The following is an 18848-nucleotide window of genomic DNA, read 5'->3' as shown; positions in this document are numbered from 1 at the left end:
GCCGGGAATCCTCACCGCCGAGCAGGCACCACGTAGCCCAGCGAGAAAGAAGTCCGAGATGTTGCTGATCGAGTGCCCCAACTGCGGGCCACGGGACGAGACCGAATACCACTACGGCGGTGAGGCGCACGTGCCCTACCCGGAGGACCCCTCCCAGCTCTCCGACAAGGAGTGGGCGGAGTACCTCTTCTACCGCAGCAACCCCAAGGGACTGCTGGCCGAACGGTGGGCGCACACCACCGGCTGCCGCCGCTGGTTCAACGTCCTGCGCGACACCGTGACCTACGAGATCAAAGCCGTCTACGCCATCGGGGAGCCCCGGCCCGCTCTCCAGGCCGACCCGCCCCAGCACCCTCGCGGAGGTACCCGATGAACGCCCAGTCCCGCCGGCTCAGCCCCGAGCGGGTCGACGCCCCCGGCATCGACCGCAGCACCCCGGTGTCCTTCAGCCTCGACGGGCGGGAGCTCACCGGATATGCGGGGGACACCATCGCCTCGGCGCTGCTGGCCAACGACGTCCTGACCTGCGGCGCATCGATGTACCTGAACCGGCCCCGCGGGATCATGGCGGCAGGCGTCGAGGAGCCCAACGCCCTGGTGAAGGTCATGGCGCGCTCGGCCGCCGACGTCGACGAGTCCATGCTCCCCGCCACCACCGTGGAACTCACGGAGGGCCTCGGCGCCACATACCTCAGCGGGCTCGGTCAGCTGGACCCCGCCGAGGACGGGGCGTACTACGACCACAAGCACGTGCACACCGATGTCCTGGTGGTCGGCGCGGGCCCCGCCGGGCTGGCGGCGGCCCGGCAGGCGGCGTCCTCCGGGGCCAGGGTGATCCTGATGGACGAGCAGCCGCAGGCCGGCGGCTCGCTGCTGTCGGGCCGCGACGAGACGATCTCGGGCTCGCCCGCCCTCGACTGGGTGGCCGAGACCTTGGCCGCGCTGGCGGAGGAGCCGGAGGTGACGGTCCTGCACCGCACCACGGCCTTCGGCAGCTACGACAGCAACTACGTGGTCGCAGCCCAGCGGCGCACCGACCATCTGGACCCGGAGCAGCGGGCCACGCTCGGGGCCGGTGTCTCCCGCGAGCGCATCTGGCACGTCCGCGCCCGACAGGTCGTCCTGGCCACGGGGGCGCATGAGCGTCCCCTCGTGTTCGCCGACAACGACCGCCCCGGCATCATGCTCGCCTCGGCCGTGCGCACCTACCTCAATCGCTGGGCGGTGGCCGCCGGGACCCGCATCGTGGTGGCCACCACCAATGATTCGGCCTACGCGCTGGTGGCCGACCTGGCGGCCGCGGGCATCGAGGTGGCGGCCGTGGCCGACTCCCGCGCCGAACTCGGCGAGTACGCCGCGCGGATCGTCTCCCGCACCGGGGTGGATGTGCATCTGGGCAGCGCCGTGGTCGGCACCGCCGGCGCGCAGGACGGCGGGCGGCTCACCGCGGTGACGGTGAGCGCCCTGGACGAGGACGGGCAGCCCGCCGGGCGCCCCGTGGACATCGATGCCGATCTGCTCGCCGTATCCGGCGGCTGGAGTCCCGTGGTGCACCTGCACAGCCAGCGACTGGGCCGTCTGCGCTGGTCGGCGGAGCTGGCCGGGTTCGTCCCCGCGCTGCCGGTGCGCGATCAGCAGACCGCCGGGGCGCTCAACGGCGTGCTGGATCTCGCGGGCTGTCTCGGCCAGGGGTCGAGGGCCGGCGTGGAAGCGGCCGCCCGGGCCGGCTTCCACGCCTCCGTCGGGGAGCCGTCCGCGGCCCCGGAGTCCTATGCCCCCACCAGGCCGCTGTGGGTGGTCCCGGCCCTCGGCAAAGACACCGGTTGGACACGGCACTTCGTGGACTTCCAGCGCGATCAGACCGTCGCCGACGTGCTGCGCTCGACGGGCGCCGGGATGCGCAGCGTCGAGCACATCAAGCGCTACACCTCCATCTCCACCGCCAACGACCAGGGCAAGACCTCCGGGGTCAACGCCATCGGGGTCATCGCCACGGCACTGCAGGACCCGGACGTCGGCGGGATCGGCACCACCACATACCGCGCCCCCTACACGCCGGTGGCCTTCGCCGCCCTGGCCGGGCGACGGCGCGGGGAGCTGTTCGACCCTGCACGGCTGACCTCGATCCACCCGTGGCACGTGGCGCACGGCGCGCTGTTCGAGGACGTGGGGCAGTGGAAGCGCCCCTGGTACTACCCGCAGCCCGGAGAGGACATGGACGCCGCGGTGCTGCGCGAATGCGCCGCCGTGCGGGAGGGCGTCGGTTTCATGGATGCGACCACCCTGGGCAAGATCGAGATCCGGGGCCGCGACGCCGGGGAGTTCCTCAACCGGATCTATACCAACGCATTCAAGAAGCTCAAGCCCGGCATGGGCCGCTACGGCGTGATGTGCACGGCCGACGGGATGGTCTTCGACGACGGCGTGACGCTGCGCCTGGACGAAGGCCGGTACTTCATGACCACCACCACCGGCGGAGCCGCCAAGGTGCTGGAATGGCTCGAAGAGTGGTCCCAGACGGAGTGGCCGGAGCTGGACGTGGTCTTCACCTCGGTCACGGAGCAGTTCACCACCGTGGCCATCGCCGGACCGGACTCCCGTGCGGTCGTGGAGAAGCTCGCCCCGGATCTCGACGTCTCCAACGAGGCGTTCCCGTTCATGGCGTTCCGGGAGACCCTGCTGGCCTCCGGGATCCCGGCCCGGGTGTGCCGGATCTCGTTCTCCGGGGAGCTCGCGTTCGAGATCAACGTGGCCTCCTGGTACGGCCTGGCGGTCTGGGAGGCCGTGGCGGAGGCGGGCGCCGAGTTCGGCATCACCCCCTACGGCACCGAGACGATGCACGTCCTGCGTGCCGAGAAGGCCTTCCCGATCGTGGGCCAGGACACCGACGGCACGGTGACGCCGCAGGACCTGGGGATGACCTGGGTGGTCTCCAAGACGAAGGACTTCATCGGCAAACGCTCCTACGACCGCCCCGACGCGACCAGCCCCGAGCGCAAGCAGCTGGTCGCCGTGCTCCCGACGGACCCGGGTCTCCGCCTTCCGGAAGGCGCTCAGCTGATCGAGAACGGCACACCCGTGACCCCGGAACGGGGGCCGGTGCCCATGGTCGGCCACGTCACCTCGAGCTACCGCAGCGCCGCCCTGGAGCGGACCTTCGGCCTCGCTCTGGTCAAGAACGGCCGGAACCGGATCGGCGAGACCCTCCAGGCCCCGCTCGACGGCGGGCTGGTGGACGTCGTCGTCGCAGAACCCGTCCTCTACGACCCCGAAGGGAACCGCCGAGATGGCTGATCAGCTCCTGACCGACATCACCCGCTTCCGCCGCAGCCCGCTGGCTCGCCTTCACGACCGGATGACCGCGGCCTCGGTGACCGGAGCACGCGACGTGGCCCTGCGCGAGATCCCGTTCCTGAACATGGTCGGGATCCGGGTGCGGCCGGGCTCGGCGGCCGCGGAGGCACTGGCCGCCGTGGCCGAGGTGCCCCTGCCCGCCGCCCACGGGGCCGTCACCGGAGATCCCGACGGCGTCGCCGTCGTATGGCAGGGACCCGACGAGTTCCTGCTCGTCAGCCAGGACGAGACCGTCGTCCCCCTGGAGCTGACCGAGACGGCCGACCGGGAGCCCGGCGCCCTGATCAGCCTGTCCACCCATCCGCTGACCACCCAGCTGTGCCGCGCGCTGGCCGGTCACCAGGAATCGGGACAGGTGGTCGATCTCTCGGCCAACCGCACCACCCTGGAGCTGTCCGGGCACTGCGCGCGCGCCGTCCTCGAGAAGGGCTGCCACCTGGACCTGCATCCGCGCGTGTTCGAGGTCGGCACCGCCGTGTCCACCACCCTGGGCCCCGTCCAGGTGATCCTGTGGCGCACCGCGGAACGGACCTGGCGGATCATGCCCCGGGCCTCCTTCGCCGAATACGTCGCCCACTGGCTGATGGACGCGATGACCGAGTTCGCCTCCTCCGAGGTGCCGTAATGGCGCTGTCCGTCCTCGACCTGTTCTGCGTCGGCATCGGGCCCTCCTCCTCCCATACGGTCGGGCCCATGCGCGCTGCCCGGCTCTTCGTCGACGGACTGCGCAAGGACGGGCTGCTGGACTCCCTCACGCGGGTCCGCACCGAGCTCTACGGCTCGCTGGGAGCCACGGGGCACGGGCACGGCTCGGACAAGGCCGTGATCCTGGGGCTGCAGGGCGAGGACCCGGAGACGGTGGACACCGAAACGGCCGACGCCCAGGTGGAGGCCGTCTCGGAGAACCGCCGGCTCATGCTGGACGGAACCCACCCGATCCCCTTCGACCGCCCCGACGACGTCATCATGCACCGTCGCAAGTCCCTTCCCGCCCACCCCAACGGGATGACGTTCTTCGCCTACGGGGAGGACCACCAGCTCGTCAGGGAACGGACCTACTACTCGGTGGGCGGCGGGTTCGTCGTCGACGGCGATGCCAAGGGCTCGGACCGGATCGTCTCCGACACCACCGCGGTGGCCTACCCGTTCACCACGGCCGCCCAGCTGCTCGAGCACTGCCGGCGCGAGGGCAGGTCGATCGCCGAGATCATGCTCGCCAACGAGCTGTCCTGGCGGACCGAGGAACAGCTCCGGTCGCGTCTCCTGCACATCTGGTCCGTCATGCAGGACTGCGTGGAGAACGGCTGCAGCCGCACCGAGGCGACTCTGCCGGGCGGGCTGAAGGTCCGCCGCCGGGCCCCGGCCCTGCGGCTGCGCCTCCGGGAGGCGGAGTCGGCGGCAGCCGCTACGGGGCAGCCGGCACCGGACGCCCTTCAGGCCATGGAGTGGACCAACCTCTACGCCCTGGCCGTCAACGAGGAGAACGCCTCCGGGGGCCGCATCGTCACCGCCCCCACCAACGGGGCCGCCGGCATCATCCCCGCCGTCCTGCATTACTACGCGCGCTTCGTGGCGGGCGCCGGCGACGACGGGGTGGTCGAGTTCCTGCTCACGGCCGCCGCCGTGGGGATCCTCATCAAGGAGAACGCCTCGATCTCCGGCGCGGAGATGGGCTGCCAGGGCGAGGTCGGCTCGGCCTGCTCCATGGCCGCCGCGGGGCTGTGCGCCGTGCTGGGAGGAACACCCGACCAGGTCGAGAACGCCGCCGAGATCGGGATCGAGCACAACCTCGGCCTCACGTGCGATCCCGTGGGCGGGCTCGTGCAGATCCCGTGCATCGAACGCAACGCCATCGCCTCCACCAAGGCCATCAACGCCGCCCGCCTGGCCATGCACGGGGACGGCCGGCACACCGTCTCCCTGGACCAGGTCATCAAGACCATGCGTGAGACCGGCAACGACATGAAGATCAAGTACAAGGAGACCTCTCGTGGTGGATTGGCCGTCAACGTCATCGAATGCTGAACAGCACCGCCCGCAGCCCCAGCAGGCGCCCCCGTCGGCCGAGCTGGTGCTGACCCTCGACTGCCCCGAGAAACCCGGAATCGTCCACGCCGTGAGCAAGGTGCTCCTGGACCACGGGTGCAACATCGTGGAGCTGACCCAGTTCGACGACCGCAGGATCGGCCACTTCTTCATGCGCGTCCGCGTGGCCGCCACCACGGGAGAGGGCCTGGACGAGCAGGCGCTGCGCGCGGATCTCACCCCCGTGGCCGACCAGTTCGGCATGCGGTGGGAGCTGAACCGGCACGGGGCCAGGCGCCGCGTGCTGGTCATGGTCTCCAAGTTCGGCCACTGCCTCAACGACCTGCTCTTCCGCTCCCGCACCGGCGAGCTGCCCGTGGAGATCGTGGCCGTGGTCTCGAACCACCTGGACCATCAGCGGCTCGTGGAGTGGCACGGGATCCCGTTCTTCCATCTGCCCGTCACCCCGGAGACCAAACCCGAGGCCGAAGCCCGGCTCCTGGAGCTCGTGGAGCGCTTCGAGATCGACCTCGTCGTGCTGGCCCGATACATGCAGGTGCTCAGCGACTCCCTGGCCACCAGGATGGCTGGGCGGGTGATCAACATCCATCACTCGTTCCTGCCCAGTTTCAAGGGGGCCAAGCCCTACCACCAGGCCTACGAGCGAGGGGTGAAGACGGTGGGGGCCACCGCCCACTACGTCAACGCCGAGCTGGACGAGGGCCCGATCATCGCCCAGCAGGTGGTGGCGGTCGATCACACCTACGGGCCCGAGGAGCTGGTGGCCGCCGGGCGCGACACGGAGTGCAAGGCGCTCTCCGACGCCGTCAAATGGCACTGCGAGGGCAGGGTCATCCTCCACGGCCATCGGACGGTCGTCCTGCGCTGACGCCGTGCGGGCCCCACGGCTCTGCGTATAGTTATCGGCATGACCTTGCCGAAGCTGGAGACCGCAGCGCGCGTTGGAGATCAGGCATTCGACGCGCTCCACGCGGCGATCAGCAACGGCGACTACCCCGCCGGCCGGCGGCTCCAGATCCGCAATGTGGCCCACGAGCTGGGTATCAGCGTCATGCCCGTGCGGGAGGCGATCAAGCGCCTCGAGGAGATGGGTCTGGTCGAGACCCAGCCCTACCGAGGAGCCGTGGTCAAGGACTTCACCCCCACCGAGCTGCTGCACATCTATGCCGTGCGGCGGGTCCTCGAGGTGGAGGCCGCCGCACAGGGGACGAAGAACCTGACCCGTGAGGACTTCCAGCACCTGGACGATCTGTACGCCGGGCTCAGGAGAGCCGTGGAGGACAACCAGGTCATCGACTATCTGGACCAGGACGAGATGGTCCTGACCACCGTCTATTCCGCGGCGGGCAACCCGGTGCTGATCGAGATGATCCGCACCCTGTGGGGGCGCTGCCGCCACTACAAGATCGTCGGCGCCCGCGACGAGCTGGACCTGGGCAACGCCGTCCACCTCCTGGAGCATCAGGAGCGCCTGATCCAGGCGGTGAAACTCGGGGACTCCGCCGCGGCCGCGCGGATCACCGCCGAGTCCATAGACGCCGCCAGCGCCAGGATCAGGCAGGCCCTCCCCCGCAACCGCTGAGCGGCACCGGCAGGGTCTCCCACCCACCAGCATCATCTCTTGTGTGATCTGTGATCACATCCTAGGGTGTGTTTCACACGACAGGTGCAGTAGCGGCACTGACCACACCGACCCTTCGTGCGGCCGTCCGAAGAACCGGGTCCCCTCCGGGCTCTTCGCCGGCACAACCATCCATCGCCCTGCGGTCGCGAACAGCACGCCCTACCAGGCCGCAGTGGACTCCAAGAGGAGATGCACTCATGAAGGATGTCGTCATCATCGGTGGTGGACTGGCGGGCCTGGCAGCCGCGTGGCGGCTGAGGTACTGGGACACCGTCGTCCTGGAGGCCGGAGGCCGGGTCGGCGGGCGGGTCCGCTCCGAGAAACGCGGCCAGTACTTCCTCAACTGGGGCGGCCACGTCTTCGGGGGCCCCAACACCTCGACCCACGAGCTCCTGAGCGAGACCGGCACCCGTGCCATCAACGTCCCCGGCTCCCTGGCGGGGCTCTCGATGAACGACAAGCTCCTGATCAAAGGACCGCTCCAGACCTACCCCTTCCGGATCCCGCTCGGCATGGGGGACCGGGCCGCCATGGTCAGAGCGGGGATGAAAGTCAGCGCCGACGTCTTCCGGTACGCCCGTGCCACCCGGCGGCGCCCCGGTGAGAGCGGTGAGCAGCGGCAGCAGCGGATCTACGACTTCGAGAACACCCGGTCGTTCCAGGAGTACCTCGGGAACATCTCCCCCGAGGCGGAAGCCTTGTTCCGTCCCACCGTCACCCGGTCGGCGGGCGACCCCGAGCAGATCTCGGCCGGTGCGGGAATCGGCTACTTCAGCCTGGTCTGGAACATCGGGCAAGGCCTGAGCAGGAGCATCCTCGGCGGACCCTCCACCCTCACGGAGACCATCGCCGCCTCGCAGCGCGAACGCATCCATCTCAACGCGGAAGTGGACGAGCTGGTGCAGTACAAGGACCACGTGGTGGTCCGCTACCGGCAGGAGGGCGCCGAGCACGAGGTCCGGGCGCGCACCGCCGTCCTCGCCACTCCCGCCATGGTCAGCCGGAAGATCGGCGTGAACCTGCCCGCCGCCCAGCGCGAGGCCCTGGGCCGGGTCAAGTACGGCTCCTACGTCAGCGCGGCGTTCCTGACCAACGAGGACGGGCCCCGGCCCTGGGACAGGGCTTACGGGATCGCCACGCCCAAACGCTCCATGAACGTCGTCCTGAACATGGGCAACGTGGTGCGCGGCACCGAGAGCTTCCGCCAGCCCGGGGGCAGCATCATGGCCTTCTCCCCCGCGAGCCTGGCCGAGAAGCTGCTGCCGTTGTCGGACGAGCGCATCATCGACACCTACGTCGCCGACCTCGACCAGGTCCTCAAGGGCTTCGGCAGCATCATCGAGGAGGCTCACGTGCAGCGGTGGCACACCGGCGCCCCGTTCTGCTTCCCCGGCCGCGCCAAGATCCAGGACGCGCTGATGCGCCCCGCCGACCGGGTGTTCCTGGCCGGTGACTACCTGGGCAGCCTCTACACCGAGACCGCCATCACCTCGGCCTTCACCGCCGCGCAGAACGCGGCGAGCCTGCTGGCCACCGAGCGCCAGACGAACCTGGCCCGGTGATCTCCGGCGGAGGTCACCGAACACCCATCCGTCCGCCCCAGAACCGACCCTGAACCGAGCCCGAAGGGAACCACCGATCATGGCCCCAGAAATCCACGGCGTGCTCACCGCGCTGTCCACACCGTTCGACGCCGACGAGGCGATCGACCTGCCTCTCCTGCGGACCGTGGTCGACCGCTCGGTCGACCACGGCGTCAACGGTGTCGTGGCGGGCGGCTCCACGGGAGAGTTCGCCTCCCTCGACAACGACGAACGCCGCCGCCTCGTGGACGCCGTCGCCGAGCACGCGGCAGGGCGGGTCCCCGTCATCGCGCAGACGGGCGCGACGACGACGCGCGAGGCCATCCGGCATTCCCGGGCCGCCCAGGAATCCGGCGCCGACGTGCTGATGGTGGTCACGCCGTTCTACGAGCCCCTCACGCTCACGGAGACCGTCGCCTACATCAAGGAAGTGGCCTCCGCGGTGGAGCTGCCCGTGATGCTGTACAACATCCCCGGCGCCACGGGCGTGAACCTGGACCCGGCCACCGTCAGGTCCGTGGCCGAGGAATTCGAGAACATCCGCTACATCAAGGACTCCAGCGCCGACTGGGAGCAGGGTCTGCAGCTGATCCACCACAACAGCGACGTCATCGGCACCTTCATCGGGTGGGACAGCTACATCTACAGCGCGCTGGCCGAAGGTGCGGCCGGGGTGATGGCCGGCGCCGCGAACGTGGTGCCCGCGGAGATCGTCTCCGTGTATCAGGCCATCTCCGAGAACCGCCTCCAGGACGCCCTGGAGGACTGGAAGCGCCTCTACCCGGTCATCGACGCGATGATCTCCGAGCCGTTCATCGCGGCCGTCAAGGCGGGGCTGCGCCTGCAGGGCGTCCCTGCGGGCGTGCCGCGGCAGCCGATGAGCGACGTCTCCCCAGAAGCCGAAGCACGTATCGAACGGGCCCTGAAGGCCCTCAAGGAAGGTGAGCAGGCATGAGCAAGGAAACCACGGACTTCGAGATCCGGCGAGCCTCCGGGGAAGGACTGCTGAAGGACGGCGATCTGCCGCCCGCGCAGCACTTCATCAACGGGTCCTTCCAGGCGGGGGAACCGGGCGAGCACACCACGCTGGTCAACCCGGCCACGGGTGAGAGCATCGCGCAGATCCCCATGGGGACGGCCGCCGACGTCGATGTGGCCGTCGAGGCCGCGGCGGAGGCCGCGGAGGCCTGGCGCGAGCTGACCCCCAAGGAACGCGCCGACCTCCTGTTCGAGGTCGCCGCCCGGGTCGAGCAGCACGCCGACGTCCTGGCCCGGCTGGAGGCGGCCAACGCCGGGAAGCCGCGCGAGGTGGCCGACGACGACGTCGCCGGCACCGTCGACATCTTCCGGTTCTCGGCCGGGGCCTGCCGGGCCTTCACCGAGATGGGCTCCGCGGAGTACGTGAGGGAGCACACCTCCATCATCCTGCGCGAGCCCGTCGGGGTGGTCGGGGCGATCGTGCCCTGGAACTACCCGCTGCTGATGGGCGCCTGGAAGCTGGCCCCGATCCTGGCGGCCGGCAACACCGTGGTCCTCAAGCCGTCGGAGCAGACCCCGCTCACCATGCTGAAGCTCGCGGAGATCGTCGCCGACGTGCTGCCGCCCGGTGTCTTCAACGTGGTCACGGGCCTGGGCCGTGAAGTGGGCGCCCGCCTCGCGGAGCACCCCGGCATCGCCCTGGTGGCGCTCACGGGCAGTGTCGGCAGCGGTCAGAAGGTGGCCACCAGCGCCGGTGAGAGCCTCAAGCGGGTCCACCTGGAGCTGGGCGGCAAGGCCCCGGTGGTGATCTTCGACGACGCCGACCTCGGGAAGGCCGCCGAGGCTCTCCGCGCCGCCGGGTACTGGAACTCGGGCCAGGAATGCGGCGCCGGCACCCGCGTGCTGGTCCACGAGTCCGTCGCCGACGAGTTCGCGCGCCTGCTGGTCGAGCAGGTGTCCACCCTGACCGTGGGCGACCCGGCTGCCGGAGACGACATCGAGATCGGGCCGCTGGTCTCCGAGGCCCATTTCGACCGCGTCACCGGATTCCTGGACCGCGCCCTCGAGGACGGGGCGACGGCGGCGATCGGCGGCGGGCGCCTGCCGGGCCCCGGTTTCTACGTGGCGCCGACGGTGCTGACCGACGTCGCCCCGGGCTCGGAGGCCTCGCAGGAGGAGATCTTCGGCCCGGTGGTGACGGTGGAGACGTTCTCCACCGAGGAGGAGGCCGTCAGGCGCGCCAACGAGGTGCCGTACGGCCTGTCCGCCTCCGTGTGGACCCGGGACGCCGCGCGGTCGCTGGACCTGCCCCGGAAGATCGACGCCGGCACCGTCTGGGTGAACTGCCACCTCGTGCTGGCCAACGAGGTCCCCTGGGGCGGGTTCAAGGGTTCCGGCTACGGCCGCGACCTGTCCGTCTACGCCCTGAACGACTTCTCCCGTACGAAGCACGTGCAGATCAACCACTCGCGCTGAACGGCTCAGCTCCCGAACGGACGACGGCGGTCCGGGCCTCCGAGAGGCCCGGACCGCCGTCGTTGCAGATGCGGTTACCAGATCAGCGCTTGACCTTCTTGAGCTGCTGGGTCCAGAACATGCTGGTGGTCACCAGGTCGGTGCCGTCCCAGGCGTCGAGACCCGTGATCTCGGGGAGGTCCGAGCCCCGGAAGACGGGTTCCTCGCCACGCCGGCGCTGGGCCTCGTAGTTCTTGAGCACCTTGATCGCGACCGGGGCGAGCAGGACGATGGCGATCAGGTTGATCGTCACCATGAAGGCCATGGACACGTTGGCCATCGCCCAGACGAGCTCCAGGGCTGCCACGGCGCCCAGCATCACGAAGGCCAGGACGAGCACGCGGAAGACGATCATGGCCTTCCGGGAGCCGGTGAGGAACATGATGTTGGCCTCGCCGTAGAAGTAGTTGCCGAGCACCGAGGAGAACGCGAAGAGGAAGATCGCCACCGTCAGGAAGTGAATCGCCCAATCGCCCAGCTGAGCCGCCAGCGCCGACTGGGTCAGCCCCGCGCCCTGGGCGCTGTCGCCGAACTCCGGATTGGAGAGCAGGACGATGAACGCCGTCATGGAGCAGATCAGCCAGGTGTCGAAGTAGACGCCCAGGGACTGCACGTACCCCTGCTTGGCGGGGTGGGAGATGGAGGCGGTGGCGCCGGCGTTGGGGGCCGAGCCCATGCCCGCCTCGTTGGAGAACAGGCCGCGCTGCATGCCGAGCATGAATACGCCGAACAAGCCGCCCACCGCGAACTCGCGGATGCCGAAGGCTCCCAGGACGATGTCCGCGACCATGTTCGGGACCTCGGTGATGTTCAGGACCACCACGAGCAGCCCCAGCACCACGTAGGCGATGGCCATGATCGGGACGACGGCCTGGGTGATCGCGGAGATGCGGCGGACGCCCCCGAAGATGATCAGAGCCGTGAGGACCACGATCAGGAGGCCCACGATCACGCGGAACATCATGCTGTCGGAGGAGGTCAGGTCGATGCTGAACGAGCCCGCGAGGGAATCGACGATCGCGTTGGACTGCACGGAGTTGAATACGAACGCGTAGGTCACGGTGATGATGACGGCGAAGAGCGCGCCCATCCACTTGGCGTTCAGGCCGTGGGTCATGTAATAGGCGGGACCGCCGTAGTAGCCATGGCGCCCGGTCCGCTTGTAGAGCTGGCCCAGCAGGGATTCGGTGAAGGCGCTGGCGCCGCCGACCGCGGCGATCGCCCACATCCAGAACACCGCCCCGGGTCCGCCCAGGCTGATCGCCAGCGCTACGCCCGCGATATTGCCCGTTCCCACGCGAGCCGCGGCCGAGACGGTGAAGGCCCGGAAGGACGAGATGCCCTTCTTGCCGTCCTTGTCCTCTCCCGGAGGGTCGCCCAGCACCCGGATCATCTCCGGGATGGACCGCCATTGCACAGCGCGGGTCCGGACGGTGAGGTAGACCCCCGCACCGATCAGGATCACGAAGACGACGTACCAGACCCAGGTGTCCACGGTGCCGACAAGTTCTATGAGCTGTTCCACGGTTCCTCCGATGGTGAGAGGGAGACAGACTGCCGAGACCATACCGCCATACGGCGCTGAGATGCTGGCGCTCGACCCGGGGAACTGTACAGCAGCGGCGTTTCGGGCCTGTGTTACATGGTGCGGCCCCATTTCCTGCCGAGTAGTGAGTTGAGCCGCCCGTCGGAGGCGACGGGCGGCTCAACTCACTACTCGGCAGGGGGAGTCGTCGGACTCACTCGGGGACGACGCGCACCGCTCCCTTGTCGGCGGAGGTCACCATGGAGGCGTAGGCCTTCAGCGCCTGCGAGACCTTGCGCTCGCGGGGCTTGGCGGGCTTCCACGGGAGCGGCCCCATGGCCTCGCGGCGACGGGCGAGCTCGGCATCGTCGACGTCGACGCGCAGCACGCGGTTCTCGACGTCGATCACGATCGGGTCGCCGGTCTCGATCAGGGCGATGGCGCCGCCGCCGGCGGCCTCCGGGGACATGTGGCCGATGGACAGCCCCGAGGTGCCGCCCGAGAAACGGCCGTCCGTGATCAGCGCGCACTTCTTCCCGAGCCCCAGGCCCTTGAGGTAGGAGGTCGGGTAGAGCATCTCCTGCATCCCCGGCCCGCCCTTGGGCCCTTCGTAGCGGATGACGACGATGTCGCCCTCCTGCACGTTCTTGGACAGGATCTCGAACACCGCCTCGTCCTGGGACTCGACCACGAACGCCTTGCCCTCGAAGTGGAAGAGCTCCGGGTCGATGCCGGCGGTCTTGATGATCGCGCCGTCCTCGGCGATATTGCCGAACAGCACGCAGAGGCCCCCCTCGACGGTGTAGGCGTGCTCGAGGTCGCGGATGCACCCCTCGGCGGCGTCGAGGTCGTGGGACTCGTACATGTTGGCCTGGGAGAAGGCCTGCGTGGTGCGCACGCCTCCCGGGGCGGCCAGGAAGTGGGCCTTAGCGTCGTCGGTGGCCGTGCCGGAACGGATGTCCCAGGTGTCCAGCCACTCGCCGATGGTCTCGGAGTGCACGGTGTGCACCGTCTCGTCCAGCAGCCCGCCGCGGCGCAGCTCTCCCAGGATGGCGGGGATGCCGCCGGCGCGGTGCACGTGCTCGATGTGGTACTTCGTCGAGTTCGGCGCCACCTTGGCCAGACAGGGGACCTTGCGGGACAGGGCATCGATGTCGGACATGGTGAAGTCCACGCCGGCCTCCTGGGCGGCGGCGAGGATGTGCAGCACGGTGTTGGTGGAGCCGCCCATCGCGACGTCCAGGGCCATGGCGTTGCTGAACGCGCTCTTGGTGGCGATCGAGCGGGGCAGCACCGAGTCGTCGTCGTCCTCGTAGTACCGCTTCGCCGACTGCACGATCCGCCGTCCGGCCTCCTCGAACAGGCGCTTGCGGTTGAGGTGCGTGGCGAGGGTGGTGCCGTTGCCCGGCAGGGAGAGCCCGAGCGCCTCGGTCAGGCAGTTCATCGAGTTGGCGGTGAACATCCCGGAGCAGGATCCGCAGGTGGGGCAGGCGCTCTCCTCGATCAGGGCCAGCTGCGCGTCCGAGACGGACTCGTCCACCGCCATGACCATGGCGTCGACCAGATCGACGCGGTGCTCCACCACGCCCTCGATGCCCTCGCCGGACTCCATGGGGCCGCCGGAGACGAAGATCGTGGGGATGTTCAGGCGCATCGCGGCCATGAGCATGCCCGGGGTGATCTTGTCGCAGTTGGAGATGCAGACCAGGGCGTCGGCGCAGTGCGCGTTGACCATGTACTCGACGGAATCGGCGATGATGTCGCGGCTGGGCAGCGAGTAGAGCATGCCGTCATGGCCCATGGCGATGCCGTCGTCGACGGCGATGGTATTGAACTCCTTGGCCACGCCGCCGGCCTCCTTGACCGCCGAGGCCACCAGCTGGCCCATGTCCTTGAGGTGGACGTGGCCGGGGACGAACTGGGTGAAGGAGTTGGCGATCGCGATGATCGGCTTGCCGAAATCCTCGCTACCCATACCGGTGGCCCGCCACAGGGCGCGGGCGCCGGCCATGTTGCGGCCGGTGGTGGATGTGGCAGAACGAAGCTGCGGCACGATGACTCCTCAAACAGATCTCACTGGCATTCGGCGTCGGGCCGCGCGGTTCCGGGCGGACCTGAAGCCCGCCCATCCGGGACGCGGTTCCCGCGCCAGGGTCGTCGACTCATCTCGACGACCCGCACAACGACGGCGACGGCCGCGTTGTTCCGTCATGTTCACGCTTCTAGGCCCGAACGCCTACCGCAAGATTGGCACGAACGTCGGCTTCGGGCTAATCTTGCGGTAGATATTTGCTAATGGGAACTTCCCTCCGAAAGGCTTCACCGTGACCAACCAGCACTCTCGGGACCAAGGGCCGTCGTACACGGGCGCCCCGAAGTACGAGCGGCCGGTGTACCAACCACCGCAATATCAGGGGGCCCCGCCCTACCAGGCCGGGCCCAACGGCTCCGCGCACTATCCCGCACACGGCTCCGGACAGTACAACCAGCCCTACCAGGACCCCTACTCGCCGCCCCCGGCCCGCGCCAAGGGATCCCCGCCGCTATGGGTCGGCATCCTGGTCACCTGCCTGGGACCGGTACTGGGCGTCATCGGGATCGTGCTGTCCTTCGTCTTCGGAGTCCAGCAACTGGACCGCGAGATGAGGGAGGCCCAGCCGGGCAGCGTGCACGAGCTCTCGGCCGATGTCACCCACACCCTCTACGCCCCGAGCGGCGACGCGATCTCGGCGGCCGGGTGCAGCATCTACGGCCCCGACTTCGAGGCGATCACGCTGACGGGAACGTCCAGCCCCACCGAACTGAGCCGCGACGGCGAGTCCTACGTGGAGGTCGGCGAGTTCACCACCACGAGCAGCGGCACGTATCGCACCACCTGCCCGGGCTCCTCCGATCTCGTGGCCATCGAGGGCAACGGCTACCTCACCCTCGGCCTCGGGGTCATCGGGTCCCTGCTCATCGGCGGCATCACTTGCGTCATCGGCATCGTGCTGATCATCGTCAACCGCGTCACCGCCTCCAGACGACGGCAGTCGTACTGGCCCCAGCGCTAGCCCCCCGCCCGCATACTCGACGACCCCACCGATCAACCCCCACCGAAAGGCCCGTCATGAGCACCTCCGACAACGAGCAGCCGGACCCGCAGAACCCTGGCGAGGGGCAGCACTCCGCGCCTCAGTTCGGAGGCGCGGCCTCCGATGCACCGCAGTACGGCCAGCAGCCGGCGGCGGGACAGTACCCGCCCGCCGGACAGCAGTCCTACTCCAGCACCCCGCAGTACCAGCCAGCCGCAGGCCAGGGCGGCTACCCGCAGCAGAACCCCGGGCAGAGCGGGCAGAAGGTCAAGGGCACCCCGCCTTTGTGGCTGGGCATCGTCGTCACCATCGCCGGTCCCGTGATCGGCATCCTCGCGCTGATCATCTCCCTGGTCTCCCTCGGGGGCACGGTCTCCGAGTACGCCGAGGCGCAGCCGGGCAGCACCCACACCCTGGAAGCGGATCAGGACTACTGGATCGTCTCCGGGGACGGTTCGACCACCGTCAGCTCGTGCACCGTCTCCGGACCGGACGCCGGCACGGTGGACGTCAACGTGAACCCGAGCACCTCGGCCTCGGCGCAGACGGGCGACACGGACATGAACCTGGTGGCCACCTTCACCTCCGGGGAGGCGGGCGACTACAACGTCTACTGCTCGGGTCTGATGAGCACCGACACCTACGTGATCGAGGCCAACCTCGGCGGCATCATGGCCGGGGCCATGGGGATCGTCGGAGGTCTCCTGGTCGGCGGGCTGATCTTCGTGGTCGGCATCGTGCTGATCATCATCAATCGCGTGACCGCCTCCCGCCGTCGCCGTGCCGCAGGTATAGGCTGACCGGGACGAGGACCCACGCCCCCTCGGCGGCCACGCGCAGGACGCGAGTCGCCGAACCCGAGGGATAGCATGGATCCCACGATCGGGGGCCGGGCCGACCACTCGCGTCGGCCCGGCCCTTCATCGCCGCCCTTGATCGCCGACGCTTAAGGACCGATTCAGTGGCCAAGTCCGCTCACCACCTGCCGAAGGCCGACGACACCAACGAATTCTCGGTATCGCTGGCCAAAGCCGTCGACCCGCTGATCCTGGCCCTGGACGTCGGCTCCACCGCCAGCAGGGGAAGCCTGCACGACGCGCAGGGCGTTCCCATCCGGGGCTACCGGCACAAGGTGCCGCACAGCTTCACCTCCGCCGGGGACGGCACCAGCATCATCGATGCCGATCAGGTGGTCGAGGAACTGGCCTCGATCATCGACGCCGTGATCGGCACGCGCAAAGAGCTCGTCGGCAGGGTCAAGGGCGTGGCCATCGACACCTTCGCCTCCTCGCTGGTCGGCGTGGACGCCAACCACCGGGCCACCAGCCCCTGCTACACCTACGCGGACTCCCGCTCCACCCCCCAGCTGGCCCAGCTGCGCGAAGAGGTGGACGAGCGAGAGCTCCAGCAGCTGACGGGCGCTCGCCTGCACACCTCCTATCTCGCCCCGCGTTTCCGGTGGCTGCGGGAGAACGAGCCCGAGCAGATGGCCGCTACCAAGCGGTGGCTCTCCCTGGGCGAATACTTCCACTTCCGCCTGCTCGGCAAGGCACGAGCCGGCACGGCCGTCGCCGCCTGGACCGGGCTGCTGGACCGGCGTACGGGCGACTGGTCGGACCGGATGCTGGAGCTCGCCCGGATCGACCGCTCCCAGCTCTCGCTGATCGCCCGCCCGACGCAGCCGATCCTCGAGGTCCCTTCCGGGGTCCTCCAGCGCTGGCCGGCGCTGCGTGACGCTCACTGGTTCGCGCCCATCGCCGACGGTCTGGCCCAGAACGTGGGAGCGGGGGGCCGTGACGAATCCACGATCGTCACGTCCATGTCCACCTCGGGGGCCATGCGCGTCCTCGTCCACCGGACCCCGGAGGAGATCCCCTACGGCCTGTGGTGCTACCGCATCGACGACAAGCGCAGTCTGCTGGGCGGGGCGATCAACGACGTCGGACGCGCCGTGGACTGGGCGGCCAGGACCTTCGCCCTGCCCGAGGGCGTGGACTCCACCGATATCGCCGACCGGCCCTACCGGAAGGACCTCCCCGTCTTCCTCCCGTACCTGACCGGGGAGCGTTCGACCGGCTGGGTGGGCGGCGCCAAGGCCATGGCCCTGGGGATCACGGAGTCCACCGGCCCGGAGGACCTGGCCCGGGCCGTCATGGAGGGCATCGTGCTGTCCCTGGGACGCGTGGCCGAGCAGCTCAAGGAGGCCGCGGGGGACGTGGACCGCCTGGTGGCGACCGGCGGCGTGTCGCAGAACGTACCGGGCGTCCAGCAGCTCCTGGCCGACCATCTGGGCCGGGAGACCATCCAGGCCACCTTCAAGCGCTCCACGTTGCGCGGTACCGCCGTCATGGCCGCCGAGGTGCTGGCCCCGGAGATCTCTGCGGCGGAGGCACCCCGCGACCACACCTTCAAGCCGCGGGAGAAGCATCGCGAGCACTGGGACCGGCTCTCCGAGCGCTTCGAGGACGGCTACTCGAAGCTCATCGGGTCCTGACCGGGAACGCAGGCCCATGCCGCTGACCCGAGACCAGGTGGTCGAAGCCGCCCTGACCGTGGCCGGCGACTACGGCCTGGGCGACCTGTCGATGCGGCGCGTCGCCACCGAGCTGGGCGTGCAGGCCGGTGCGCTGTACTGGCACGTGGGCAGCAAGCAGGAGCTCCTGATCGCCGTGGCACGGCGGGTCCTGGATCCCGCGGAAGGTGCCGCGCCGTGGCCGGGCTCCCCGCAGGCCGTCCTGGCAGAGTTCCGGAGGCGGCTACTGGCGATCCGCGACGGGGCGGAGATCGTGGCGGTGGCGCACGCCGACCAGCCGAGCCGCCTCTCGCCCGTACCCGAGCTCCGGGACCAGCTGGAGTCCCTGGGCCGGGGGGATGCCGGCGCTACGGCCGAGAACCTGGTCCGCTGGACGCTGGGATCCGTGCTGACCCAGCAGACCGCCCGCTCCCTGGCAGAGGCCGCCGACCCCGGTCAGCCGGGGTCGGACCGCTCGGACGCGCGCTTCGACCGGGATTTCCAGGACGGCCTGCGGACGCTGCTCGCCGCGGCGGTTCCCGAGGGGCACGCCGCCGGCCCGGCGGCCTGACTCGCATCCGGCGTCCTCCGGCCGGCCACGGCGGGGCACAGACCTCGTCTCGCGCGGAGAGGGCCG

General features: G+C 69.5%; 15 protein-coding genes. 13 read left to right on the top strand and 2 right to left on the bottom strand.

All coding sequences use genetic code 11. The annotated features are described in order from the left end of the window. Window positions 1–58: 58 nt before the first annotated feature. The 9 genes from FCK90_RS07730 to FCK90_RS07690 all read left to right on the top strand — a co-directional run bounded on the left by FCK90_RS07730 (window position 59) and on the right by FCK90_RS07690 (window position 11061). A complete protein-coding gene (locus FCK90_RS07730) occupies window positions 59–373 on the top strand; it encodes a sarcosine oxidase subunit delta (RefSeq protein ID WP_158033722.1) in 315 nt (104 codons plus the stop codon). Continuing rightward, window positions 370–3294 (top strand): sarcosine oxidase subunit alpha family protein, encoded by a 2925-nt coding sequence (locus tag FCK90_RS07725; protein ID WP_158033721.1) that lies wholly within the window; start codon window positions 370–372, stop codon window positions 3292–3294. The genes FCK90_RS07730 and FCK90_RS07725 overlap by 4 nt, the downstream gene beginning before the upstream one ends. Next, complete coding sequence (locus tag FCK90_RS07720) at window positions 3287–3979, top strand: sarcosine oxidase subunit gamma (protein WP_158033720.1); 693 nt, start codon at window positions 3287–3289, stop codon at window positions 3977–3979. Before FCK90_RS07725 ends, FCK90_RS07720 begins: the two co-directional genes overlap by 8 nt. Further along, entirely contained in the window at window positions 3979–5379 is a 1401-nt protein-coding gene (locus FCK90_RS07715) for an L-serine ammonia-lyase (protein ID WP_158033719.1), read from the top strand. The genes FCK90_RS07720 and FCK90_RS07715 overlap by 1 nt, the downstream gene beginning before the upstream one ends. A 46-nt stretch (window positions 5380–5425) precedes the next feature. Further along, window positions 5426–6268 carry a formyltetrahydrofolate deformylase gene (gene purU / locus FCK90_RS07710; RefSeq protein WP_158033775.1) on the top strand — a complete coding sequence of 281 codons (843 nt, stop codon included), beginning with the start codon at window positions 5426–5428 and terminating at the stop codon, window positions 6266–6268. A 39-nt stretch (window positions 6269–6307) separates the two neighbouring features. Continuing rightward, window positions 6308–6982, top strand: coding sequence for a GntR family transcriptional regulator (locus FCK90_RS07705; RefSeq protein ID WP_158033718.1), 675 nt, complete (start codon window positions 6308–6310; stop codon window positions 6980–6982). 239 nt (window positions 6983–7221) lie between these two features. After that, window positions 7222–8586, top strand: a complete 1365-nt coding sequence (locus FCK90_RS07700) for a flavin monoamine oxidase family protein (RefSeq protein ID WP_158033717.1) — start codon at window positions 7222–7224, stop codon at window positions 8584–8586. A 79-nt stretch (window positions 8587–8665) separates the two neighbouring features. Then, the gene (gene dapA, locus FCK90_RS07695) at window positions 8666–9562 is read left to right on the top strand and encodes a 4-hydroxy-tetrahydrodipicolinate synthase (RefSeq protein WP_158033716.1); all 897 of its coding nucleotides are present in this window, start codon (window positions 8666–8668) and stop codon (window positions 9560–9562) included. After that, window positions 9559–11061, top strand: a complete 1503-nt coding sequence (locus FCK90_RS07690; protein WP_158033715.1) for an aminobutyraldehyde dehydrogenase — start codon at window positions 9559–9561, stop codon at window positions 11059–11061. Before dapA ends, FCK90_RS07690 begins: the two co-directional genes overlap by 4 nt. Window positions 11062–11143: 82 nt before the next feature. On the opposite strand, the gene FCK90_RS07685 is transcribed toward FCK90_RS07690, so the two are convergent. Continuing rightward, window positions 11144–12625, bottom strand: a complete 1482-nt coding sequence (locus FCK90_RS07685; RefSeq protein ID WP_246180077.1) for an alanine/glycine:cation symporter family protein — start codon at window positions 12623–12625, stop codon at window positions 11144–11146. A 214-nt stretch (window positions 12626–12839) separates the two neighbouring features. Then, window positions 12840–14678: a dihydroxy-acid dehydratase gene (gene ilvD, locus FCK90_RS07680; protein WP_158033713.1), complete on the bottom strand. Its 1839-nt coding sequence runs from the start codon at window positions 14676–14678 to the stop codon at window positions 12840–12842. Window positions 14679–14949: 271 nt separating this feature from the next. Here ilvD and FCK90_RS07675 point away from each other — a divergent pair, with 271 nt between their 5' ends. The 4 genes from FCK90_RS07675 (at window position 14950) to FCK90_RS07660 (ending at window position 18782) form a co-directional block, all read left to right on the top strand. Further along, the gene (locus tag FCK90_RS07675; RefSeq protein WP_158033712.1) at window positions 14950–15678 is read left to right on the top strand and encodes a hypothetical protein; all 729 of its coding nucleotides are present in this window, start codon (window positions 14950–14952) and stop codon (window positions 15676–15678) included. Between the two features lie 56 nt (window positions 15679–15734). Further along, window positions 15735–16499 carry a hypothetical protein gene (locus FCK90_RS07670; protein ID WP_158033711.1) on the top strand — a complete coding sequence of 255 codons (765 nt, stop codon included), beginning with the start codon at window positions 15735–15737 and terminating at the stop codon, window positions 16497–16499. 161 nt (window positions 16500–16660) lie between these two features. Next, entirely contained in the window at window positions 16661–18193 is a 1533-nt protein-coding gene (locus tag FCK90_RS07665; protein WP_181954238.1) for a gluconokinase, read from the top strand. Between the two features lie 16 nt (window positions 18194–18209). Then, window positions 18210–18782 carry a TetR family transcriptional regulator gene (locus FCK90_RS07660; RefSeq protein WP_158033709.1) on the top strand — a complete coding sequence of 191 codons (573 nt, stop codon included), beginning with the start codon at window positions 18210–18212 and terminating at the stop codon, window positions 18780–18782. Window positions 18783–18848 lie beyond the last annotated feature (66 nt).

It is taken from the genome of Kocuria coralli, from assembly GCF_008831305.1.
Lineage (GTDB): Bacteria > Actinomycetota > Actinomycetes > Actinomycetales > Micrococcaceae > Kocuria > Kocuria coralli.
The sequence above is the reverse complement of the archived record's forward strand: the minus strand, read 5'-3'. Positions and strand labels throughout refer to the sequence as shown.